Source organism: uncultured Methanobrevibacter sp. (genome assembly GCF_902784195.1).
Taxonomy (GTDB): Archaea; Methanobacteriota; Methanobacteria; order Methanobacteriales; family Methanobacteriaceae; genus Methanobrevibacter.
In genome coordinates, this window is record NZ_CACZTX010000009.1 from 120,509 (window position 1) to 144,656 (window position 24,148).

A 24,148-nucleotide genomic window follows, 5' to 3' on the forward strand; every position below is an offset into this window, starting at 1 on the left:
GATAAAAAATAAAAAATTTAATATATTGGTTTCTAAAAAAATATTATTAACAAAGGATAATGTAAATTATTCTTTAAAAATTATGGAGGATGTGAAATGGCTGAAACAATAGATAAAGTAATTGTAATTGTTGGATATCTTCTTGCTATATTCATACCTTTATTAGGTTTAATTGCAGGAGTAGTATTATACTTTGTAAAAAAAGAAGACCCATTCTACCAAAAACATGCAAAATACATTATAATCGTTGCAATAGTTGTTTGGGCTTTAAGCGCTATTTTAGTAGGTTTGTTGAGTTAAAACACACCTTAATTTAAATTAAAAAATTTTTTCAATATTTTCTTATTAATTAATCCACTTTAATTAATAAGAAATTTCTATTTTTATAATCTTTTTAAAATAATAAAAAATAAAATAAAAATCTATTTTTCACTATCAGTTAAACTTTCTAAACTTTTTAGCATGGATTCACTAACGGAATAGGTCTTTTGCAAATCAAAGAGATTATCTACCAGATATCTTCTGAATCTCTCGCATGCATAGTCATCATATCTGAATCTTATTCCATCATATTCAATGTCCATTAAAATTAGATTTTCAGGCTCTACAACCTTGATGTATGCTCTTGGTTCATCTTCTTCAGGATCCAGCAATCCTCTTACATCATCAAGAGTTAGCTTTCCATAGTTTACATCCAGGAAAACTCTCATCATCTTACGGACCATATTCCATAAGAAGCTTTCACCATAAATGTCTACAAAAATAGGGCTATACGTTTTATTTAAATGAGCAAAATTATTGTTCTTATTCTTATCATCCTCATTTATTGTTGGGCAGGATATTTTGATATCTTCAATTGTTCTTTCAGTTGTCTTCTGCTTTCTTTTTGTAAAATTAGTGAAGTTATGAGTTCCCTTAAATACCTCTGCAGTCTGCCTTAAGAGATCAATATCCAAATCCTCTTCAAAAAGGATGTAACGATACCAGCGCATTTGGGCATATCTTGGCTTGAATCCAAATCTAACCGGTGCCCAAGCAATTATCTGAATATCCTCGGGCAAGCTGTTGTTTATCTGATTGACACGAACCTCCTTCTCGCTTTGAAAGCTTATTACATTTCCTAGACTGTGAACTCCAGCATCTGTTCTTCCAGCTATCCTGAACCTTGAAGCCTTTAAATCATCAATGTATCCCAATTTTCTAAGATGATAAATCAATTCCTCTTCAACGGTTCTTACATCAGGCTGTCTTTGAAATCCATGAAAGTGAGTTCCAATGTAAGCAATCTTTAAAGCAGTTCGTTTCATAACAATCACAAAAATAATAATTTTGAGTATACTTTTATAACAATTTTAATTACTAATACAATTTGTATTATAATTTTATTATTAATTTTTTTATTAAAAATATAAATATTTAGCTATTTGTTAAAAAAAATCGAGTCTCAATAATTAAAAATATAAACTAAAATAACATATTATAAAATATGAAAACACAACACGATACAAAGGAATCACTAAGCTTATATGATAATTATAAAATAGGTCTTAAAGCTAAAGATACTGAAAAAAAATTTTATTTCATATTCAGTGACAGAAATCTTCTATTGATTGACAATCAACTTCCATTACTCAAGGACTTGAATGAAATTGACATCCATGAAGAGGATGTTAAAAACTGCATTTACTTTGGAGAATTTTACCTTAAGGACGCTTATGCAGTTGAACTCGCTGAAGACTTTGACATTGAAGCTTTTAAGGAAGAGAATGAAGAGATCAATTTAAAATTCATCAATCTTTATGAAGTTTTTGACATTAACGAAGAAACCTATTATCTTAGTGGAAGAGCCATTCAAATCATCGATTGGGAAAACAACCACCAATATTGTGGAAGATGCGGTGCAAAGACAGTTACATCTGATGTGGAAATGGCTAAAGTATGCCCTGAATGTGGATTTACAAGCTTTACAAGGATTTGCCCTGCAATAATTACCACTATCATCAAAGAAGATGATGAAGACCTTGATGAAAATGGAAATCCAACCAAAAAGATTTTGATGGCAAGACACTCATACCATGAATATCCAAGATATGCTTTGATTGCAGGATTCTTGGAAGCTGGAGAAAGCGTTGAGGAAGCTGTCAAAAGAGAGGTTATGGAAGAAGTTGGAATTGAAGTTGAGGATGTCCAATACTTCGGAAGCCAATCCTGGCCATTCCCAAACTCCTTGATGATCGGTTGCATCTGCAAATACAAGTCTGGTGAAATCAAGGTAGATGAAAATGAAATCACCAAAGCGAAATGGTTTAAAAAAGAGGAAATAGAGCAACCGCCATCAAATATTTCAATATTTTCCAGATTACTAAAGAATTTCAAGGAAAATTACTGAAGAACCATTTTAATTCATTTTTTGATTTCATGTAATTTCATGAAATCTAAAATTTACTTATTTTAAATTAAAATCTTAAAAAAAGAAAACTAAAAAAGATGTTTTAAAATTTAAGAGGTTGAGAGAATAACATCTTTTTTAGTTATGAGGCGTTTAATTTATTTAAACAATTTAATTAAATTAATTAATTTAAAGAGGAACATCTTTTTTTGTAAAGTAAATATATGAAACAGTTATTCCAATTATGAAAGTAGCTAAGATTACACCATATGGAATCATCATACTTACGCTATAGTCTGCTATCTCCCCTGATGAAATCAGATAAGGACATGCCCAAGGGACATATGGAGCCCAACTTTGACCATGAACCAATAGATTAACTAAAGTCAATGTTGCACCACCAACCATTGCAGGAACCATATTTGTAATGAACAATGAAATGAACACAAATGGGGAAAATGTCAGGAACAACAATACATTTGCAAATAGCAATTCTGCAAAACTATTAATGAATAGCTGCAATGAAAATCCACTAAGTCCTGCTACAAAACCAAATGCAAGAGTTGATATGCTTGTCACCACTGTTAAGATTAAAATCCAAATTAGGAACATGACATATTTGGAAATCAAGAATTTTCCTCTGGATATTGGAACAGTCAGCATAGTCTTTAATGTATGTTCATTGTATTCCCTTCCAAAAAGGTAGGAAATTATTATTGAAAACAAAAGAATTGCAAACAATGCAGACATATACATATTCACAGTGGAGAATAAAGCATCAAAGCTTTGTGTTTCATCAAAAGCAAATGTTGCAATGAACATTAAAACTGAAGGCAATGCTGCCATAAGTATGCTCAATAAGAATATCTTTGATCTCTTTAGCTTTAAAAATTCCATTTTTATAAAAGTAAGCATCTAATCACCTTATTAATAAAAATAATAAATTAAGAATAACATATAAGATTAAATTTTCTAAGTGTTGGAAATTATTCTTGTAAAGAACTCTTCCAAGTTCTCTTCACATAGATTCACTTTTCTGACTTTGATTCCAGAACTTACAAACAAGCTATTGAACTCATCCCTTAAATCCAAATTGGAAAGCAAATGAATGGTACCGCCAATAATCACCCCATCACTGTTTTTATTAGAATCCAAATCATCAATATATTCGCTTAAATTACGTTTAAAGCAATAATCTACATTTTCCTTCATTCCTGTTTTATTCATGAGGTCAATTGCAAGATCAATGTCTGAAACCTCAAATTCAACGAATTTGTTTAATCTATTGTGAAGCTCTTCTCGACTTATCTCATCTATTAACACGCCATTATCCATAAATCCAATTACATCAGCAATGTTTTCTATTTCACTTAGGATATGGCTTGAAATCAGGATTGTCACACCATAATCACAAGATAGCTTTTTAAGTAAATCTCTGATTTCCTTAATTCCAAATGGATCAAGGCCATTAATAGGTTCATCAAGAATCAACAATTCAGGATTATGCATAATTGCAGCTGCTATTCCTAAGCGCTGTTTCATTCCCAATGAAAAATCCTTGAATTGCTTGCTCTTTTCATGGTCCAAATTAACCATCTCCAAAACCATCTTGACATTTAGAGGATTATAGTTTCCTCGAAGCCGAGCAATGATTTCTAAATTTTCATAAGCGGTTAAATTCTCATAGAATCCAGGAGTCTCTATAATTGAACCTATGTTAGAATAAACATCTCTTGCATATCTTTTAGGATCTTTCCCAAAGAGAAGAATCTCCCCGCCACTTGGATGCACAAGGTTTAGAAGCATACACATGGTTGTGGTTTTTCCAGCCCCATTCTTACCTAAAAGGCCATAGATCTTTCCCTTTTCCACATGCACATCTATGGAATTCACAACTAAGTTTTCTGAATACCTTTTGGATAAGTTAGTTGTTTCAATAACATAATCAGTCATCATATCACCTTTGATAATAAAATAATAATAAATTATAATAAACAATAATTTTAAATGAATTTTTTCAAACTTTTTATAATTGAAGAAATAATTTTTTCTAAATTTATTTGAATATTATGTGCACAAAATAATCAAAGGAGGAAATTAGAAATATGTAATTAATTTTTTACTTTTGTCAAAAATTATTTACTTTTGTAAAAAATACATTACATATGTAATAATTATTTTACATCATATATAAATGTTTTGTTAAAATCAGCACAAACTTTATGAGATTATTGAAAAAGAAGAACTAAATTCCATATGAGAAAAGTATAAAATAAGAAATAAATTAATAATATAAAGTGAATATATTATAATATTATAATTGTTAATAATTCAAATTATAAATTCAAAGATTTAAAAAGGAATCAAAATGTCATTTCAAGATAATAAAATGCTAATTATGCCTGCTGTAGACATTAAGAATGGAAAATGCGTACAGTTAGTGCAAGGGGAACCTGGAACCGAACAGGTAATTATTGAAAATCCTGAAAAGGTTGCTAGAAAATGGGAAGATTTAGGTGCAGAAGTTGTTCATGTTATTGACCTTGACGGTGCACTTGAAAGCACAACAAACATTGAAACAATTAAGAAAGTGCTTGATGAAGTAAGCGTTCCCATTCAACTTGGAGGGGGCATAAGAAGCATTGAATATGCAGAAGAGTTGCTCAACCTTGATATTGATAGATTGATTATTGGAACCATGGGAATCAAGAACCCAGAAACAATAACTAAACTATCTGATGAATATGGCAGTGAAAGGGTAATGATTTCCCTTGACAGCAAAGACAACAAGGTTGTCATAAAAGGTTGGCAGGAAAAGATAGACAAGTCTGCAACTGAAATAAGCAAAGAATTCCAAAATCTTGGTGCAGGAAGCATATTGTTTACAAATGTTGATGTGGAAGGATTGCTTGGTGGATTCTATGTGGATCCTGTCATAGACCTTGTAAACTCTGTAGACATTCCAGTTGTATACTCTGGAGGCGTTACAAGCTTGGATGACCTAAAGCAACTCCAAACAACCGGTGCAAAGGGAGTTGTAATCGGTTCTGCATTATACAAAGACAAAATAAATCTTGTTGATGCTTTGGAATACCAAGATATAAAATAAATCTAAAAATTAGAATTAAATTATAAAATTAAAAGAAATAACTAAAAAATTTTTATTCTTATAAAATATTATATTTTAAAATGGAGACAAAATATGAAAGTAATGGCAACAGGAGCATTTGACTTATTGCATCCAGGGCATGGATTGTATCTTGAAAAAGCAAAGGAATTAGGTGGAGAAGATGCAGTCCTTGTAGTTGTAATAGCAAGAGATTCAACTGTTAAGAAGAAAAAGAGAATTCCTGTTATTGATGAGAATCAAAGATTAGAAATGATCAAATATCTCAAGCCCGTTGATGAAGCGTACATTGGTTATGATGGAGATATGTTCAAGATTGTAGAGGAAATTCAACCTGACATAATAGCTATCGGTTCTGACCAAAATCATGACATTGCAAAGCTTCAGGAACAACTGGATAAAAGAGGAATCAAAGCTGTAGCTAAAAGGGTTAAAGAGTACAGAACAGGAGATCTCGACAGTACCTGTAAGATAATCAATAGAATCAAGCACTCTGAATTGGAAGAGAAAAACTTGGATTGCAGCAATGTAATCAACGATGACTGATAATAAAAAAATTATTGATAATAATTAAATTGATAATTACTTAAAACAAAAAACAATAAAATCAAGGTGTAAAAATGGTAAGTGTAGCAATTGTAGGTGGAAGCGGATATACTGGAGGAGAATTAATCAGACTTCTTTCTGCTCATCCAGAAGTTGAAATCGTGGATATAACTTCAAGACAGTTTGAAGGAACTCCAGTTCATAAAGTTCACCCACATATTAGAGGGACTGATTTAGTATTTAGAAACAAAAAGCCAAGCGAATTGGATGCAGACATCATATTTACAGCAACTCCACATGGAGCTTCAATGAAAATCGTGCCAGATTTACTCGATACTGGAGCTAAAGTCATTGACTTAAGTGGAGATTACAGATTCAATGACATTGACGTTTATGAAAAATGGTATGGAATTGAACATACTTCTGACTTGAAAGGGGTTTTCGGACTTCCTGAAATCCACAGAGAAGAAATCAAAAAGGCAACATTGCTTGCTAACCCTGGATGCTTTGTAACTGGCGCTATCCTATCAGGATACCCATTGTCAAAAGCTAAACTTGCAGATAGAATGATCTTCGATTCCAAAACTGGAGTAAGCGGTGCTGGAGTAAATCCTGCTGCATCAACCCATTATCCAAACATTGGAGACAATGTAAATCCTTATAAAGTAACCCAACATAGACACATGCCTGAGATCCAACAGGAACTTGGTGCATTTTCAGATGTCAAAGTTTCCTTCACACCTCATTTGGTGCCAGTAATCAGAGGAATACTTACAACTAACCATTGTTTCTTAGTTGATGGTGCAGATGTCACCAGTGAAGAAGTGTTAGACATCTATAAGGAAACCTATAAAGGGGAACCATTCATCCAAATCTTGGAAGATGGAGAAATTCCACGCTTAAGCAGTGTAAGAGGATCAAACTATGCTCAAATCGGTTGCTTTGAAATAGATGAAACCGGCAGATTGGTCATCATTTCAGCGATTGACAACTTAGTTAAAGGAGCATCTGGACAAGCTGTTCACAACATGAACATCATGTGCGGATTTGATGAGAAAACCGGTTTGGACTTCTTTGGAATGCATCCATAATAAAATTTTGAAAAAACTTGAAAATAGTCTGAATTTGAATATTTGACAATCATGCAAATATTTAAATAGATTATTTTTTATAAAATAGTTCAAGAGGAAAAACTATGGAAAGAATAATTTTATACTATTCAGATGGAGGAAAAACAAAAGTAGTTGCAGAAACACTTGCAATTAATTTAAGGTGCGATATCTGTCAAATCAAGGATATGAAGAAACGTGATGGAATCAGAAATAGATTTACTTCAACTATCGATGCATTCAGAGAAAGCAAGACAGAGATCTATCCGCCTACTCTTGATTTAGAAGAATATGATACCATTTACATAGGCACACCTACTTGGGCAAACAATCCAACTCCTGCAATCATCACATTGATTGACAGATGCGACTTACGTGGAAAAGACATTGTATTGTTTACCACAACTAACACTTCCGGTGGGGAATCCGCTTTAGAAAAAATGGAAATGAAAGTTAGGGCAAGAGGTGCAAGGGTAGTTCAACAATTCAGCTTAAAGACTAAAGACAAAAGTCTTGCTCAACTCCAAAGAGATACTGACAGATTATTTATGACTTTAGATTTAGCATTATACTAAATCTATCTTTTTACTTTTTTTACTTATTCTTAAATTTTATATTATTTTAAACTTTTTAACTAACTTATGCTGTGTTTAACAATTTGATATCAATTTTCTAATTAAATCAAATATTAAAATATTAATCAAGCAAACTATTTAATACTATAAATTAGAAATTTATTAATGTATAATTTTTAATGAATAAACAATCATTAAAATAATTTTTATACTAAATCATTAAATCAAAAATTAAATATTTTAGGTGCAAAAGAAAAATGTTAGAGAAAATGATGGAAAACCACAAGATCTTAATTGCGATTCCTATTATTCTTGCACTTTTATCATTAGTTCTTATAGGTTTTCACGGCTTAGAACAAGGTGTTGACTTAAAAGGAGGTTCACAAGCGGAATTACAGCTATTAGGTTCTGTAACTCCAAGTGAATTGGAAGACACACTTGATGCCAAATTGAACACCAACAATATAAAAGTCACAAATAATGGAAACAATAAGGTTACTGTGGAATTGGAAAACAATATCAATTCAAGTACATTTACAAGCGCCATAAATGGAAAGGCAAAGGTAATCGGCTATAATGAAATTGGTCCAGTATTAAGTGAAGAAGCTATGGGACAAATTTATGTTGCTATGATTTTTGCATTCCTGTTTATGGCAATTACCGTGTTTGTTGTATTTAGAGAACCTGTACCATCTGTTGCAATTATCCTCGCAGCTTTGTGTGATATACTCATTGCGCTTGGAGGAATGTCAATATTCAAGATTCCATTGTCAATTGCATCTGTAGGTGCATTATTAATGCTTATTGGGTACAGCGTAGATACAGATATTCTTCTTACAACCAGACTTTTGAAAAGAAGAGAAGGAACTGTGGAAGAGCGTGCTAAAAATGCTATGTATACCGGTTTAACCATGTCCTTTGCGGCAATAGCTGCAATGGGAATCCTATTCGTGGTAACCAAGATACTCATGCCTGAAGCAACTACATTAAGCAATATTTCTGCAGTTTTAGTAATCGGATTGATTGGAGATATTCTTTCCACTTGGTTAATGAACTTAGGAATTCTTAAGACTTACATTGATTGGAGACAATCTAAAAAACAAGAGAAATACAATGTAAGTTCATCTTCAAGCAAGAATAAATCTTCTGAATCTAAAGATAAAACCTCAGAAAAAGAATCCAAATTAAGTCTTAAAGATAAACTTAAGAGAAAAACTGAAGTTGAAGATGATGAAGTGATGTCTAAAATCCAAGAGGAATTGGAAAAAATAGACAATATGGAAGAATCTTCCGAAAATGTTCCGAAATCAGAAAAATCTCCAAAAAAGAAGTCCAATAAAAAACAAAAAGCTAAAGGCAATAAGCGTAAGGCTAAAAAGAAAAAAGGAAAAGGAGGCAAATAATTATGGCAAGCGATTTATCTAAATTCTTTAAAGACAGACAAGTAATTATCCTCTTATTATTCCTATTGATCAGTATTGGAAGCATTGCTCTTTTAGGTGTAGAGCAAGGTCTTGACTTGAAAGGTGGATCATCCATCCAATTGCAACTTGAACATCCAGTTAATGAGAGTACAATGAAAGTTGTAACCTCTGTTTTAGATAAAAGGCTTAACCTTTATGGTGTAAGTGATGTAAAGGTAAGGTCCAGCGGAGACCAGATGGTTATAGTTGAAATGGCTGGAAAGACACCGGAAGAGGTAGAGCGGCTGATTGGAAATCCAGGTATCTTTGAAGCAAAAATTGATAATGTGACTGTCCTTACAGGTAGCGATGTGGCTTCAGTTGAAGCACCGGTTGTTGGAGATAGTGGAGAGTGGCATGTGCCATTTACACTTACAACAGAAGGGGCTAAAAAATTTGCAGAACTTGCTAAAGGAAAAGGTGGTCATGAAGTAGTGATGTATCTGGATGGAAAGCAAATTGATGACCATCCACCACAACTCTCTGGAGAATTAGCTGGTGGAGAACCTGTAGCGGAAGTTGAAGTTACAGGCAGCGCAGCAGACGTTGAAACTGCAAAAGAGGAATCCAATACAGTTTATACTGTTTTAAAAACAGGTTCACTTCCTGTAAAGATTCACACTATCGGTTCCAATACAGTTTCACCTGAATTAGGTCAGCAATTTGCACAAGGAGCTTTGATTGCAGGATTATTAGCCATACTTGGTATTGCATTGGTTGTATACATTAGATACAGAAGAGCATTCTTGGCAATCCCAATTTTAATTACAACAATTTCTGAGATAATAATTATCTTAGGTGTTGCTTCCATTATCCATTGGAATATAGACCTTGCAGCAATCGCTGGTTTAATCGCATCTGTAGGTACTGGGGTAGACGACCAGATCATCATTACAGATGAGGTATTGCACCACGACAGTGAAAACACAAGACATAGAAGAACTAGAACCCAAATGAACGTTAAAAATGCATTATTCATTATCTTCGCATCTGCAGGAACATTAATAGCTGCAATGTTACCACTTGCATATGTTGGATTTGCAAGAGGAAGCAGTGGTATCGGTACCATCGCAGGTTTCGCATTCACTACAATCATAGGGGTTTTAATTGGTGTATTCATCACAAGACCAGCTTATGCTAAATTTATTGAAATCTTTGTATCTTAAGCAAGATTTAAAATTAAAAAAAAACATTATGAAAAAGAATAATTTTTATTATTCTTTCTTTTTTTCTATTTTTCTATTATCCAATTATTTTTTTTATTCTATTATTCCATTTCTAAAATTTCCATAAAAAATCATTTATAAAAATATAACAATTGTTAAGTATTTATAATATAAAAATAAATATTAATATGAAGGGATTAAACTAGTTTTAAATTTAATAAATAATTAATTAAATGATAAAACAAATATATTAATAAAAAACAACGGAGATAAAAAATGGTTATAGTCATAGGTACTGGTGCAGGAGGTTCATTAATAGCTATGGAACTTGCAAAAGCAAATATTCCTGTAACAATTATAGAAAGAGGACCATACATAAAAAGCAAAGATTCATTTGAATATTATGACATGAAATACTACGATAAGCGTTTGAAAAATACAAACAGTGTCGACTTATTGAAGACAACTTGTATTGGAGGATCCACAATTGTAGCTGCAGGAAATGGCGTAAGGATTCTTGAAGATGAATTCAAGGAACTTGGAATAGACATATCTGCTGAATATGACAAAATCGAAGAGTTAGTAGGAATTCATCAAATGGATGATGAACATATCGGTAAGGGAACTCAAGCTTTCATAGACTGTGCAAATGAATTAGGATTTGAAGCAAACAGAATGCCTAAATTCATAAGGGATGAGGATTGCAAGCCTTGTGGAAAATGCTCATTCGGTTGTCCAAGAGATGCAAAATGGAGTGGAAAAGACTTTGTAGATATAGCAATCGAAAATGGTGCAGAACTAATTACAGATGCTGAAGTCACAAAAGTTATCTTTTCAGATAAGAAAATCACAGGAGTAGAATACATCAAGGACAATATCAAGCAAAATATCAACTCTGACTTGGTAATCCTCTGTGCAGGAGCAGTTGACAGTGCAGTGATCCTTCAGAAATCAGGAATTGATGCAGGAAATAAACTCTTCTTTGACCCATTTGTAAGTGTTGGAGGATATTTAAAGGATATTAATTTCAATAGCGAAGTTCAGATGAATGGGCTTGCAATAGGAAAGGAATACATCCTTGCACCTCATTTCTCATCATTTATTGCTAAATACATCAAGGAATCAAACCCTGAAGTTGAAGATAAGGATATCTTAAGCATTATGGTTAAAGTTGAAGACGATATGGTAGGTACTGTTGATGCAGATGGAAACGTATTCAAATTCAATACAATTGATGACATCCGAAGATTGGCTCAAGGCTGTGCTGCAGCAGGTTCAATACTTGAAAAGGCAGGTGTCGATCCAACAACCATGACTTCAACAATATTTAGAGGAGCTCATCCTGGAGGAACTGCAGCTATTGGAGATGTCGTTGACAATAACTTAAAAACAGAAATAGACGGTTTGTATGTCGGAGATGCAAGTGTAATCCCAATGTCTCCAGGAAAACCACCTATATTATTGATTTTAGCATTAGCATTAAGATTAGCTAATCATTTAATTGAAGAAGTTATTTAACTTCTTTAAAAAATAGAAATTAATGATAAAAGAAGTAATTTTACTTCTTTTTACTTTTTTTAAAATGAGATTTTTAAGATAAAAATAAAAAAATGCTTTTTTAAAAATTTAAAAATTATTCAAATTGATTATAAATCTCATTTGCTTGAACCAATCTTTCACAATAATGGCATCTTACTGTAATTGGATTTGATTCAACAAGATAAAACTTGCTTTCAATAGGTTCTTCAGTATTTGAAATACATTTAGGATTGGTGCATTTTACAATTCCATTTAATTCCTTTACCATTCTAACCTGATCCTTTGCAACAATTTCATAATCACGTATAATGTTAATGGTTGCATCAGGAGCTATTAAGGAAATCTTATCTATTTCAGTATGTTCCAACTCCCTGTTTTCAAATTTCACAATATCCTTAAAACCTAATTTTGAAGAAACATTCATAGCAAGGGTAACATTTGTTCCTTCCTTTGGAAGACCTAATATTTTCAATACTTGAAGTGCCTTATTGGCAGGAATATGGTCAATTACAGTACCATTTTCAATAGGTTTAACTTTCAATTCATGTTTAGTCATGAATAATTATATCTTTTAAATTTTATTTATAATTTATTATATAAAATCATATTTATGAATAGTTATATCTATTAAAAACAATAAAATAATAAATGAATAAACTTTTATAAAAATTTACTAATTAATGAGATAAAATAAAGGAGTCTTAAAATGGAAGAGCATATAGACTTATTTAAAAAGATATTAACTAAAATTGATGATAAGGTTGATTATGCAGATATAAGAGCAGGAAAAGGAAACAATACAAGCATAATCATGAAAGACAATCAAATTCAAGAAATCAATACAGGCCTTTCCACTGTTGCAAGAATAAGAGTATTGAACAATGGAGCATGGGGATTCGCTTCTACAAACGACTTCTCTAAATTAGAGGAGATAAGTGAAAAGGCAATTAAAATATCAAACTCACTTACTGGAGACATTGAACTTGCAGAATGTGAAATTATAGAGGATAATGTAAAGACCGATAGAAAAATATCTGTAAGTGATGTTAGCATTGAAGATAAGAAGGAATTGATTCAGGAAGCAAACAAGGCAAGCAATGTTGGAAAGGTAGTTAGCACAACAGTCAGCTATTCAGATGGTGAAAGCCAAACTGCCTTTGTAAGCAGTGAAGGGAGTGAAATTCTTGTAGACAGTTCAAGAGTGGCACTTGCACTTAATGCAGTTGCTTCTAATGGAGAACTGATTCAATTCAACCATGGCAGTTTAGGTGGAGTGAAAGGGTTCGAAATATTGCAGGATGCAGACATTGAATCCTTTGGAAGAAAGATTGGGGAAAAAGCAACTGAACTATTGGATGCAAAGCCAGCTCCATCAGGACGCTTTACAATTGTAGCTGACAACAATCTCACTGGAGTGTTCATTCACGAAGCTGTAGGGCATGCTGTTGAGGCAGACCTTGTCCTTCAGGATGATTCAATTTTGCATGATCAAATGAACAAGAAAATTGGAACAGACATTGTAAACATCTATGACGATTCTAGTTACAAAGACGGATTCGGCTATTACCCATATGACGTTGAAGGAGTCAAAACCAGAAAGAATCAAATCGTTAAAAATGGTGAGCTTGTATCATTCCTAACTTCAAGAGAAAGTGCAGGCAAATTAGGAATCCCACTTACTGGAAATGCAAGGTCCTCAGTCAGTGACCAACCTATTGTCAGAATGAGTAACACTTTCCTTGAACCTGGAGACTTAAGCTTCGAAGAACTTATTGAAGACATCAAGGATGGAATTTACCTTAAGGGCTCAAGAGGAGGACAAGTTGATACCGGTAAAGGAATTTTCCAATTCAATGCAACTGAAGCATACAAGATCGAAAATGGTGAACTTGCAGATCACTTCCGTGATGTTTCATTATCTGGAAACATTCTTGAAACACTTAAAGGTGTTGATGGAATAGGTTCAGATTTCAAGCTTAGTGTCGGTTACTGTGGTAAAGGTGGACAAACTGCACCAGTCGGTGATGGCGGACCACACACCAGAATCTTGAATGCAATGGTAGGTGGAAGTAGCTAAATCAAATAGCTATTGTATATTAAAAATTAAATATATTAATTTTTTATTGAATTTCTTTACTATCAATTTAATTGAAGATATAATTAAAATAAACTATTCATGTTAAATAGTAAACGAATTGATAAAAAGATATGTAGATAAAGTAGTCTAAAAATGATATTTTAGAAAAATTTCTAAAAAAATACATTAAACTATTAAAAAATATACATTGAAATCTTAAAAAATAATCATGAAAAAATTTGAAGGTGGAAATATGTTAAGTGAAGATGATGGAAAATATTTGTTAAGTGTAGCAAAAGATGCTATTGAAACATATGTCAAAGAGAATAGAAAAATTGACACACCTTCAGATTGTCCAGACTATATGCATGAGGAACTTGGAGTTTTTGTCACATTGAACAAACACAATAATCTAAGGGGATGCATCGGTTACCCTGAACCTGTTTACCCATTGATTGATGCTGTCATTGATTCAGCAATTTCTGCAGCAATGAGAGATCCACGTTTTCCAAGTGTTGATGAAAGTGAATTGGATTCACTCGATTATGAGATTACTGTTTTGACCAAGCCACAAGTCATTGAAGTTGAAAAGCCAATCGATTATTTAGACAACATCATCATTGGAAAAGATGGATTGATTGTTGAACGTGGATTCTACCGAGGATTGCTCTTGCCACAAGTGGCTCCAGAACACAATATGGACAAAGAAGAGTTCCTATCCCACACTTGCATGAAGGCAGGACTTAGACCAGATGCATGGTTAGATAAAAATACAAAAGTATACAAATTCCAAGGGCAAATATTTAAATAAAGCTTTTTATAAAAGTATTAACTTAAATAATAGAATTATAATTATTAAAATTATTAAATATTAAACTATTAAATTATCAAATTTTATTAGAATCATTAGAATTATTAAAATTATTAAAATTATTAAAATTATTAAAATTATTAAAATTATTAAAATTATTAAAAAAATAAATTATTATGATTACATGGTGATAAAAAATGATGTTACCAACTATTCCAACTCCAGATGAATTATTAGATAAAGGTTTCAGAAGAGGTAAGAAGGCAGCTGATTTAAGAAGAGGAGAAAAGATGCCTAAACACTTAAAAGGCAAACGTATCGAAGAAACAAGAGTAATCACTGCTTGTCAAGTCATTAAAGATAGACTTAAAATGATCTTGGACCGTACCCCTGAAATCGAAGAGTTACCTGAATTTTATCAAGATTATATAGACATCACTGTAGGTGTAGATGATTTCAAGCAAGCATTAGGTGCACTTAATTGGGCTTATGGTATTATTACCCAGCTCGAAAAGGAATATGGTGCAAAAATCAGAAAATCCTCTTCTGAAAGGGCAACTGGCCTTAGAAAACAGGCTTATGGAAGAATCTCTTCAGTTGTTCATAAGATTGAAAAGGATCTTGACTTCTTAGACTTTGCAAAACAATCCTTAAGGAATATGCCTACTGTTGACTTTGATGCAATAAGCATTGTAATTGCAGGTTTCCCAAATGTAGGTAAATCAACATTGCTTACCCACATTACAGATGCAGAGCCTCAAGTGGCTAACTATCCATTTACAACAAAAGGTATTCAAATAGGACACTTTGAGAAAAAATGGCAGCATTACCAAATCATTGACACTCCCGGTTTATTGGATAGACCTATTGGAGACATGAATGATATTGAATTGAATGCTATGGTAGCTCTTGAACACTTGGCAGATGCAATATTGTTCATTTTTGATGGATCTGAAACCTGCGGATACCTTCTTGAAAATCAATACAATCTTTTAGAAGAGATTCAAAATGTGTTTGATGCTCCTATCATCTACTTATTCAATAAAATGGATATTGCTGAGTATGATGGCATAAGACATGATTATGTACAACAGTACATTGATAAATGTGAAGATCCATTGCTTATCTCAGCTGCAGAGGGAGAAGGTATTGAAGAAATCATTGACTTAATAATGAAAGTTGAAAAAAGAGAAAGAATTGAAGAAGAAGACGAATATGAAGATGATGAAAATTACTTTGATTTAACATAAGTAATTTTTCATGATTCTTTTTTTTTGATTTTTATTCTACTTTCTATTTTTTATTTTTCCATTAATTTTATTTTTTTAATTATTTTATAATTATTTTATAAATATTTTATAATTATTTTATTATTTTTTTACTATTTTTAAAAAATCATTTTCTAATTCAACATTTTTTTTATCAAACTTTTAGTAACTTTTTATTACTAAAATAGAAAAGTTTATAAATGATGAATTACTAGTATACATTATGAATAAAAAGTATACTTAAAAATTCTAAATTTTTTGAATTTCTGAAAAATTTGAGAAAAATCTTAAAAAAATTAAGAATTTTGTATACTAAATGAGTAAAATGTATACAATTCATAGAAATATTTATAAGATATGAGTCATATAGTATACATTAGAAATAAATGTACACTAAGTTTTATAAAAAAATTTTATAAAATTTACAGATCATGTTTATAATTTATAAAAATTTTATCTATAAAACATAGGTACAAGTTTTATGAATTTTAAAAAATAATGTAAAGGAGATATTAAAATGCCTGAAGATGTAAAAGAAGACATTGAAGTAGAATTTGAAGAAGTTGACGTAGAAGTAGAAACTTCCAAATCTGACGAATTAAAAGAAAAAGCAGAAAAATTCAGAGAAGACTTCAGAACCAAAGCTGAAGCAAGAAATGAGGCTAACAAAGAAAAATTCGATGAAACCTTAAACAAAAGTAAAGATGTTGCTGGAAAAGTTGGTGAAAACCTTAGTAAAACTATCGATGACACCATTATTGCAATGAAAGCTCTTCAAAAGAATTTCGATACCAGATACCAAGGCTACAAAGAAACCGTTGCAACCGGAAATATCAGCATCGACTTAGCAGAAAACAAAGATTTCTACTACTTACAAGCTTACTTAGCAGGTATCGAAAAAGAAGACATCTCCATTGAAGCAACTAACAACTCTGTAACCATCAAAGCATGCTTTGACAACATCATGAAAAACATTGAAAGTACTGAAGAAAACCCAGCAACTTTAATTGTTTCCGGTATCAAAGCAGGTGAAGCAGACAGAACAGTTACTTTAACTGAAGACATTGTAAAAGAAGAAATTACTGCAAAACACAACAATGGAACCTTATTCGTAACAATTCCAAAAAGAATAGTTCCTAAAACTAAAATAGACATCGAATAAATTATTTAATAAATTATTTAATAAATTATTTCGAACAATTATCTCAACATTAAAAAGATTAAATTAATTTTTAATCTTTTTAATTTTTTAAATTATTAAACACAACATAAACACCTTAACTTTTTTTAATTTTTGCAAGATTTTCTTGCAAAAATATTTTTTTCATTTTCAATTTGATTTTTCATATTCAAATTTTCAATGCTAAATTATGTATAAATTTCTCAAATATTAAAATATTATAAATTATTAACTATTTTTATAAAATAAATCTAAAATTCAAATATATTTGAAAAATAAGTATTGACAATATAGATATAGGAATTTAAGAAAATTTAAGTGAAAAAAAGGGAAAAGGTTTAATACTAAGTAATGATATAATATTACTATACTATTATAACGGAGGTGAAAATTATGGCAATTCCTAAAGCTCCTGTAAATAGGATTATTAAAGATGCTGGTGCTGAAAGAGTAAGTGATGCAGCTGTAGTTGCATTAGTAGAATACTTAGAAGCTGACGCAGCAGCAGTAGCTAAAAAAGCAATTGAATACGCTAAAATTGCAAAAAGACAAACTGTAAAAGCAGATGATATTGCATTAGCTATCGACAAAGAATAAGTGTATTAACTTTTCTTTTAAACATTTTTAATAAAATTTTATTTTATTTTTTACTATTTTTTTATATTTTTTACTATTTTTAACAATTTAAACATTTTAAACTACTTTTATTAGATATTTTTATAATAAACTAAAAAAAATTAATTTTAAAAAAAAAGAAAAAAAGAAGTGGAAAATTAAATTTTCAAGGTATCTTGAGCTATTTTTACACCTAAACCATAAGCGTCTTTCAAGTCAATTGGGAAGTGTATTTCTTTCCTTTTAGCTTTTAATTCAGGGTCAAATGCATAATTTTCATACTTGGAATAATCTGTAAATTGATAAGTGTCATAAACCTTTAATGAATGTGGGTTTGAGTAAACATTTTCAAGATTGCTTTCTAAAAGATCAAATGTGCTGCCATAAAGCGGAGCGCATATGTCCTCAGTAACATTCATAGTGTAAATCATTCCAATAGGCATTCTTTTAGGAGCATTGGACTCTCCACCGTAAACGAATAAAGAAAATAAAAACCTTTCAAAAAAGGATCTGAGTTCTCCAGTTATCTCACCAAAGTAAATAGGGCTTCCAAAAATGATTCCATCAGACTCTTTCATTTTAGGAAGCAAATCCCTTAAGTCATCTTTGATAGGGCATTGCGCATAATATTTCCCGCCAATCTTTTTACAATGGAAACATGATTTGCATCCTTTGAAATCCAAGTCATAAAGATGAACATTATGAATGTTAATTTCTTCTTCATCATGGTTCTTCTTTAATTCATCAACAATGCCTTGACTTGCTTTTTCCAATAATTGGGCAGTGTTAAATTTCTTTCTTGGACCGCCATTCACTATATAAAAATCCATAAAATCACGTTATAATCTGTTTAAAAAAATTAATAAAAAATATCTGAATTAATTATAAAAAATATTAAAAAATTCTTATAAAAATCTTATAAAAATCAAAATAATAAAAAAAAATTAAAAATAAAAATGAAAAAAGATAAAGAATTTTTCATTTACCAAAAAAATCAAACAAACTATTCGTATCTTACTTTACCAATATGTCTTGTACTGCCCGGATCTTCACCATTGAAGTGTGCTAAATAGTAAACAAACCATTCTAAAGGTATTACAAGTATAAATGGTGCAAGCAATGGATTAATATCTGCATAATCCTTAAGGTTATATATTATCACATTTGCAGATAATTCATTCCTGGAATTTCTAATAGCTATCTTAGTCAACTCATCACTTTCCAAGTCAGCATCCAAGAAAATTAGAGGAACATCTTTTTCTGCCCTTTCTATTAAACCATGCCTATATTCAGATGAATAAAGTGGACAAGCATGCTTGATAGCCCCTTCCATCAACATGGTCATAGCCAATTTATATGCAAGACCAAAGTTAACACCGCTACCTAAACAGTAGAATCCTTCTTCATCTTTTAATTCTTCTGCCAATTTTTTATTGTCTTCTTCAGTAGTTTTTAGAAGATCTTCAATTAAATCAGGCATAGCAGATAACTGTTCTAAAATTTCATCCGCCTTTTCATAACCTGAAGCTGCAAATAAAATTTGATAAAGACATGCTAATTGAGTGATATAAGTTTTAGTACCAAGAATGGCTGTTTCAGTATTTCCTAAGGTTTTGACAGGATATTTGGCTTCCTTAATCATTGAACTTTCAGGTTCATTTGAAATTGAAACAGTGTCAATATTAAATTCATTAGCTCTCCTTAAAGCGGCTAAAGTGTCAGCAGTTTCACCAGATTGGGAAGTTGCAATAAACAATGAATTTTCATTTTCATTTAATTTTTTATTGTATAAGAATTCATAGCCAGTGAAAACTTCTATTCTTAAATCAGATACAGATGCCAATGCATCCCTTATAGAATAACAGGTGGAAATAGAACTTCCACATCCAATTAAATAGATAGTATCAACAGATTCAACTAATTTAGAAATATTAGCCATATTATCCAATTCAGAAGCAAAAGTCCTTCTTAAAGCTTCTGGTTGTTCCATCATTTCATAATACATCTGATATTTCATAAAACCACCTTATAAATTGAAATAACAATCTTATAAACTTTTTTATTAAAATTAAGTTATTAAAGCCATTATTTTTAATTTTTAGCTATTTTAATATATTATATATACTTTTATCATTTATACTATAAAAAGTTTATATAATTAATTATTAATAAATACTAATAGAATTTAAAAACAATTAATTAGAGGCAAAAAATGGAAATTGATTTAACAAAAATAGGCATGTATAAAGACCAGCAATATGAAGTCATTATCACTACAATAGACAATAATGGAAAATCCAATGCTGCACCATTTGGACTAAGAGTCTTGGAATAAAAGAAAAAGAAGAATTCGTCGTAAATGTCACAACTGACCCATTAATGTTTACTCTCGCAACAACAAATACAATTCCTGACGAATATCTGACCAGAATCTCTAATAAAACCCAAAGCAGTAATGAATTGGCATATTTGACTGATGCTGATGCTTATTTCATATGTGAAGTTAAAAGTTTGAAAACATCCCTAAGAGAAGATGACATTAAATCAAGCGATGTCAATTTCATTAAATCAGAAGTAGTTAAGCTCAATATTAAAAATAAATGCGTTAAACCAATAAATAGAGCAATTCATGCATTGACTGAGGCATTGGTAAATTATTCCAGAATAAACATTGTTGATGAGGATACACGAAAATATTTCATTGAAAGATTTTTAGAATCCGAAAGAGTAATCAAAAGAGTGGGAAATGAAAAGGAAAAAGAATCAATTCAAATCCTAAAAGATGATTTGATAAATCAAGGATTTGAGATTTTGAAAAAAGAATAGGGTTATAAAAATAATTAAAAATTAAAAATAGTTTAAATTAATAAAAAAAATTAAAATTTAAAAAAATAAAAATAGTTTAAATTAATAAAAAAATAAAAAAAGAATAGATTAATAAAAAAAGATTAAATAATAAATTATTTAAAAATTATGTATTAAATCTATAAATTCAAGCTTATCCACATCAAATAGCCCTTGATTGCTTATTTTAAAATGAGGAATTGAAAGCAATGCCATAAAGGATAAAGTAGTAAATGGAGATGTTAAATTACATCCTAATTTATTTACTGCCTCTCCTAGTTTTCTATTTTTATCTGCCACATAATCAATATCCCTATTGGACATTAGCCCAGCTATTGGAAGCTCTAAAACTTCACAAAGATCTTCTTCTGATGAATAAACTGCTAGTCCACCTTGATGCTCTCTAATAATATTAACCACTTTAGCCATATCTTCACTATTTGTTCCTATGACTAAAATATTATGAGAATCATGTGCCACTGAAGCTCCGAAAGCTCCTTTTTTAAGATTGAACCCTTTAATGAAACCATTCATTATATTGTTTCCACCATATCTGTTTACTACAGCAATCTTAACAACATCCTTATTTAAATCCGATTGGATTACACCATCTTGAACAAGCAGGGTCTCTTCACACTTTTCTGTAAGAATACTGCTGTCATATGCCTTAATTGCAAAAACATTAGTTGTCTCATCCATTAATGAATTTGTCCAACTCATTTCCATTTTTGCATCAAAATCCTCAGCTTTAACCTCATCTAAAACAATGCTAGGTTTTGATTCGGCTATTTCTGTTTCAAATAGGACTTTACCATCATCAACGACAAGCTCTCCATGAACCCAAACTTTGCTGACATTCAAGTTTCTTAAGTCATCAACCAATGCGAAATTTGCAATTCTGCCTTCTTCAATCGCACCACAATTTAATCCATAATGTTCTGCAGGATTAAATGTTGCCATTTTAATGGCTTCCTTAGGATTGATTTTTAATGAAATGGCTTTTTTTATCACTCTGTCCAAATGCCCTTCAGACAAGTCTTCAGCATCAATATCATCACATACTAAAATCTCAAATGGTGGAATAGACATAGCATCATCAATGCTTTCTATAACCGCATTACCCGCCATTTCCTCTTCAATCAAGTAATTCAATCTATCATCATAATCTAAAAGGGCATCCATATCCTTAGCAGATGATCCTTCACGAACCATGATTGTCATTCCAAGACGAGACTTTTCAATAGCTTCGCTAAAGCTAGTGCATTCATGGTCAGTTGTAATTCCATATGAGACATATCTTTTCAAGTCTTCACCAGACAATAAAGGAGCATGACCATCAATAGGTTTTCCTAATTTATGAGCCCCTTCAATTTTCCTTAAAACTTCTTCATCACCGGATAAAACTGCTGGAAAATTCATTTCGCCAAGAGCAACCATTTCATCACGTTTCAGCAATTCCTTTACATCAGAACTTGTAATTACCGCTCCTGAATTTTCAAAGCTAGAATGGGGGACGCATGATGGGACAGCATAATAAAAATCAAATGGCACATACTTTCCATCCTCCACCATCCAATTAATTCCATCAATTCCTAAAACGTTTGCAATCTCATGAGAATCCGCCACTACAGAAGTGGTCCCATAAGGCAATACCGCTTTAGCAAAATTGGAAGGGGATAATTTTGAACTTTCAATGTGAATGTGTGAATCAATAAACCCTGGTATTAAAATGCCATCATAATCCAAATCAAGTTCGTTATCGTCATCAGTGATGATTGGAATGACCTCTTTAAACAGACCATCTTCAATTACAATCTCCGCAGGGTAAACTTCTCCAAATTCAACATTAAGATATTTTGCAGTTATTATAAGGTCACCTTCAAGCTCTTCTGCATCCTCAAAGCTTATATCTGCAATTTCAAAATCATCAATACCATCTACAGATATTATAATTTCATTTCCATCCACATCTATAATTCTTTCATCCATTTTGACACCAATTGATAAGATTAAGTAAATTATTAGAAAAATTATACAAATTTTAAAAATACTTATATAAAAAAAATTAAAAATAATTAAAAATTATTAAAAAATTAAAAAAAGAAAAAAGAATAAAATAAATTTATTCATGTAATGCATTGTATAAAACAGGCAAGAATGCTCCTACATCAGTTACAATACCTACAACTTGTGCACTGCCTCTATCTGCAAGTTTAGTAACAGTAGATGGGTTTATGTCTACACAAATACTTTTAACTCTTGAAGGCAATAGGTTACCAGTTGCAATGGAATGCAACATAGTTGAAATCATAATGACCATGTCAACTTCCTGAGCATACTTACGCATTAACTTTTGTGATTCAACAGTGTCTGTTATCACATCAGGAAGAGGTCCGTCGTCACGAATGGATCCTGCCAAAACGAATGGAACATCGTTTTTAATACATTCATACATGATTCCACTTTTTAAGGTTCCATCTTCAACAGCTTCCCTAATTGAACCGGAATTATTGATTCTGTTAATGGCTCTCATATGGTGAGTGTGACCATGAGCTACAACTTCACCGGTTTTTACATTTACACCAAGGGAAGTTCCGAATTGATCACATTCAATATCGTGAGTAGCCAATGCGTTTCCTGCAAAGATCACATCAATGAATCCTTCCTTAATGAGTTGTGCAACAATTCCTGCAGAACCTGTGTGAACAATAGCTGGCCCTCCTACAAGAGCTATTTTTCCGCCATTTGCCTTGACATTCTTAATTTCAGTTGCAACATCATTAATGATGCTCATCATTGGCTTTTCGGAAGAAACTTCACTGTTCATGAATTCAAATACGCCTTGCTTACCTCTTGATCTTTGAGGTGGTGTGATTTTTACTCCTTCTCTACCAACGACAATCAAGTCTCCTTCCTTAATGTCTGCAATTGGCTTGCATCTAGCAGTCTTGTTTTCCTCATCAATGACAATAAGGCAATCCATTTCAATTTCTTCTACAAGAATCCATTCACCTTTGTAGTAAATATGAGTAACATGATGGCTTGTTGAATAAAAACCCTCTGGAGCTACTTGATCTTTTGGAGAAGGCACTAAGTTTACCTCTTCAATTTCAGATATTGAAACCCCAATAAAGTTAAGTTCATCAAGAATAGAATTTAAAATATCGGGAGATTCTGCTGAAACCATTATTTTAGCTTTACTAGTATCAGATTTGCGTTTTCCTATATCAAACTCTAGTATATCAAAGTCTCCACCATTATCCATGATAATATCCATGGTTTTAGGAAGAGTTAAAGAATCAATGATATGACCAGACAATTCTATTTCTCTCTTATACATCAAAAATCTCCTTAATTTTTTATAATTTGTAAATATGATTAATAAATTATTAATAATTTTTTTATTTTTGTAAAAATGACTTGTAATAATATTAATTTT

Annotated in this window: 24 protein-coding genes; 16 read left to right on the forward strand and 8 right to left on the reverse strand. The window is 31.3% G+C overall.

Annotated elements, in window-relative coordinates:
- Positions 1-96: 96 nt before the first annotated feature.
- Positions 97-300, forward strand: a complete 204-nt coding sequence (locus QZU90_RS07565) for a DUF4870 domain-containing protein (RefSeq protein WP_295606284.1) — start codon at positions 97-99, stop codon at positions 298-300.
- 122 nt (positions 301-422) lie between these two features.
- Here QZU90_RS07565 and truA read toward each other — a convergent pair whose 3' ends face one another.
- Positions 423-1,307: a tRNA pseudouridine(38-40) synthase TruA gene (gene truA / locus QZU90_RS07570; RefSeq protein ID WP_295606281.1), complete on the reverse strand. Its 885-nt coding sequence runs from the start codon at positions 1,305-1,307 to the stop codon at positions 423-425.
- A 179-nt stretch (positions 1,308-1,486) separates the two neighbouring features.
- On the opposite strand from truA, the gene nudC reads away from it, so the two are divergent.
- Complete coding sequence (gene nudC, locus QZU90_RS07575) at positions 1,487-2,389, forward strand: NAD(+) diphosphatase (protein ID WP_295606278.1); 903 nt, start codon at positions 1,487-1,489, stop codon at positions 2,387-2,389.
- A gap of 189 nt (positions 2,390-2,578) precedes the next feature.
- Here nudC and QZU90_RS07580 read toward each other — a convergent pair whose 3' ends face one another.
- Positions 2,579-3,304 (reverse strand): ABC transporter permease, encoded by a 726-nt coding sequence (locus tag QZU90_RS07580; protein WP_295606275.1) that lies wholly within the window; start codon positions 3,302-3,304, stop codon positions 2,579-2,581.
- 57 nt (positions 3,305-3,361) lie between these two features.
- Entirely contained in the window at positions 3,362-4,342 is a 981-nt protein-coding gene (locus QZU90_RS07585; protein WP_296856464.1) for an ABC transporter ATP-binding protein, read from the reverse strand.
- 415 nt (positions 4,343-4,757) lie between these two features.
- Here QZU90_RS07585 and hisA point away from each other — a divergent pair, with 415 nt between their 5' ends.
- The 7 genes from hisA (at position 4,758) to QZU90_RS07620 (ending at position 11,893) form a co-directional block, all read left to right on the forward strand.
- On the forward strand, positions 4,758-5,498 hold the full coding sequence (gene hisA / locus QZU90_RS07590; RefSeq protein ID WP_296856466.1) for a 1-(5-phosphoribosyl)-5-[(5-phosphoribosylamino)methylideneamino]imidazole-4-carboxamide isomerase: 741 nt from the start codon (positions 4,758-4,760) through the stop codon (positions 5,496-5,498).
- A 93-nt stretch (positions 5,499-5,591) separates the two neighbouring features.
- Positions 5,592-6,062, forward strand: a complete 471-nt coding sequence (locus QZU90_RS07595; RefSeq protein ID WP_295606266.1) for an FAD synthase — start codon at positions 5,592-5,594, stop codon at positions 6,060-6,062.
- 74 nt (positions 6,063-6,136) lie between these two features.
- A complete protein-coding gene (argC, locus tag QZU90_RS07600; RefSeq protein WP_296856468.1) occupies positions 6,137-7,153 on the forward strand; it encodes an N-acetyl-gamma-glutamyl-phosphate reductase in 1,017 nt (338 codons plus the stop codon).
- 104 nt (positions 7,154-7,257) lie between these two features.
- A complete protein-coding gene (locus tag QZU90_RS07605; protein ID WP_296856470.1) occupies positions 7,258-7,746 on the forward strand; it encodes a flavodoxin in 489 nt (162 codons plus the stop codon).
- A gap of 257 nt (positions 7,747-8,003) precedes the next feature.
- The gene (locus QZU90_RS07610; protein ID WP_363142480.1) at positions 8,004-9,149 is read left to right on the forward strand and encodes a protein translocase subunit SecF; all 1,146 of its coding nucleotides are present in this window, start codon (positions 8,004-8,006) and stop codon (positions 9,147-9,149) included.
- 2 nt (positions 9,150-9,151) lie between these two features.
- Positions 9,152-10,375, forward strand: coding sequence for a preprotein translocase subunit SecD (locus QZU90_RS07615; protein ID WP_296856472.1), 1,224 nt, complete (start codon positions 9,152-9,154; stop codon positions 10,373-10,375).
- A 276-nt stretch (positions 10,376-10,651) separates the two neighbouring features.
- The gene (locus tag QZU90_RS07620) at positions 10,652-11,893 is read left to right on the forward strand and encodes a GMC family oxidoreductase N-terminal domain-containing protein (protein ID WP_296856474.1); all 1,242 of its coding nucleotides are present in this window, start codon (positions 10,652-10,654) and stop codon (positions 11,891-11,893) included.
- A 115-nt stretch (positions 11,894-12,008) separates the two neighbouring features.
- On the opposite strand, the gene pyrI is transcribed toward QZU90_RS07620, so the two are convergent.
- Positions 12,009-12,470: an aspartate carbamoyltransferase regulatory subunit gene (gene pyrI, locus QZU90_RS07625; RefSeq protein WP_295606251.1), complete on the reverse strand. Its 462-nt coding sequence runs from the start codon at positions 12,468-12,470 to the stop codon at positions 12,009-12,011.
- Positions 12,471-12,620: 150 nt separating this feature from the next.
- Between pyrI and QZU90_RS07630 the strand changes: the two genes are divergently transcribed.
- The 5 genes from QZU90_RS07630 (at position 12,621) to QZU90_RS07650 (ending at position 17,847) form a co-directional block, all read left to right on the forward strand.
- Positions 12,621-13,991, forward strand: a complete 1,371-nt coding sequence (locus tag QZU90_RS07630) for a TldD/PmbA family protein (RefSeq protein ID WP_295606248.1) — start codon at positions 12,621-12,623, stop codon at positions 13,989-13,991.
- 253 nt (positions 13,992-14,244) lie between these two features.
- Positions 14,245-14,802 carry a TIGR00296 family protein gene (locus QZU90_RS07635; RefSeq protein WP_296856477.1) on the forward strand — a complete coding sequence of 186 codons (558 nt, stop codon included), beginning with the start codon at positions 14,245-14,247 and terminating at the stop codon, positions 14,800-14,802.
- 197 nt (positions 14,803-14,999) lie between these two features.
- A complete protein-coding gene (locus tag QZU90_RS07640; protein ID WP_295606242.1) occupies positions 15,000-16,052 on the forward strand; it encodes an NOG1 family protein in 1,053 nt (350 codons plus the stop codon).
- A 535-nt stretch (positions 16,053-16,587) separates the two neighbouring features.
- Entirely contained in the window at positions 16,588-17,232 is a 645-nt protein-coding gene (locus QZU90_RS07645) for an Hsp20/alpha crystallin family protein (protein WP_295606238.1), read from the forward strand.
- Positions 17,233-17,640: 408 nt separating this feature from the next.
- Positions 17,641-17,847, forward strand: coding sequence for a histone family protein (locus tag QZU90_RS07650; RefSeq protein ID WP_295606323.1), 207 nt, complete (start codon positions 17,641-17,643; stop codon positions 17,845-17,847).
- A 176-nt stretch (positions 17,848-18,023) separates the two neighbouring features.
- On the opposite strand, the gene QZU90_RS07655 is transcribed toward QZU90_RS07650, so the two are convergent.
- Positions 18,024-18,695, reverse strand: a complete 672-nt coding sequence (locus QZU90_RS07655; protein WP_296856478.1) for a flavodoxin family protein — start codon at positions 18,693-18,695, stop codon at positions 18,024-18,026.
- 173 nt (positions 18,696-18,868) lie between these two features.
- Positions 18,869-19,882 (reverse strand): SIS domain-containing protein, encoded by a 1,014-nt coding sequence (locus tag QZU90_RS07660; RefSeq protein ID WP_296856480.1) that lies wholly within the window; start codon positions 19,880-19,882, stop codon positions 18,869-18,871.
- Positions 19,883-20,077: 195 nt separating this feature from the next.
- Here QZU90_RS07660 and QZU90_RS07665 point away from each other — a divergent pair, with 195 nt between their 5' ends.
- Positions 20,078-20,200, forward strand: coding sequence for a hypothetical protein (locus tag QZU90_RS07665; RefSeq protein ID WP_296856483.1), 123 nt, complete (start codon positions 20,078-20,080; stop codon positions 20,198-20,200).
- A gap of 44 nt (positions 20,201-20,244) precedes the next feature.
- Entirely contained in the window at positions 20,245-20,691 is a 447-nt protein-coding gene (locus QZU90_RS07670; protein WP_296856485.1) for a DUF447 domain-containing protein, read from the forward strand.
- Between the two features lie 138 nt (positions 20,692-20,829).
- Here QZU90_RS07670 and ade read toward each other — a convergent pair whose 3' ends face one another.
- Together ade and QZU90_RS07680 are read right to left on the reverse strand one after the other, a co-directional pair.
- The gene (gene ade, locus QZU90_RS07675; RefSeq protein ID WP_296856487.1) at positions 20,830-22,698 is read right to left on the reverse strand and encodes an adenine deaminase; all 1,869 of its coding nucleotides are present in this window, start codon (positions 22,696-22,698) and stop codon (positions 20,830-20,832) included.
- A 133-nt stretch (positions 22,699-22,831) separates the two neighbouring features.
- Positions 22,832-24,049 (reverse strand): TIGR00300 family protein, encoded by a 1,218-nt coding sequence (locus QZU90_RS07680; protein WP_295608701.1) that lies wholly within the window; start codon positions 24,047-24,049, stop codon positions 22,832-22,834.
- Between the last annotated feature and the right edge of the window lie 99 nt (positions 24,050-24,148).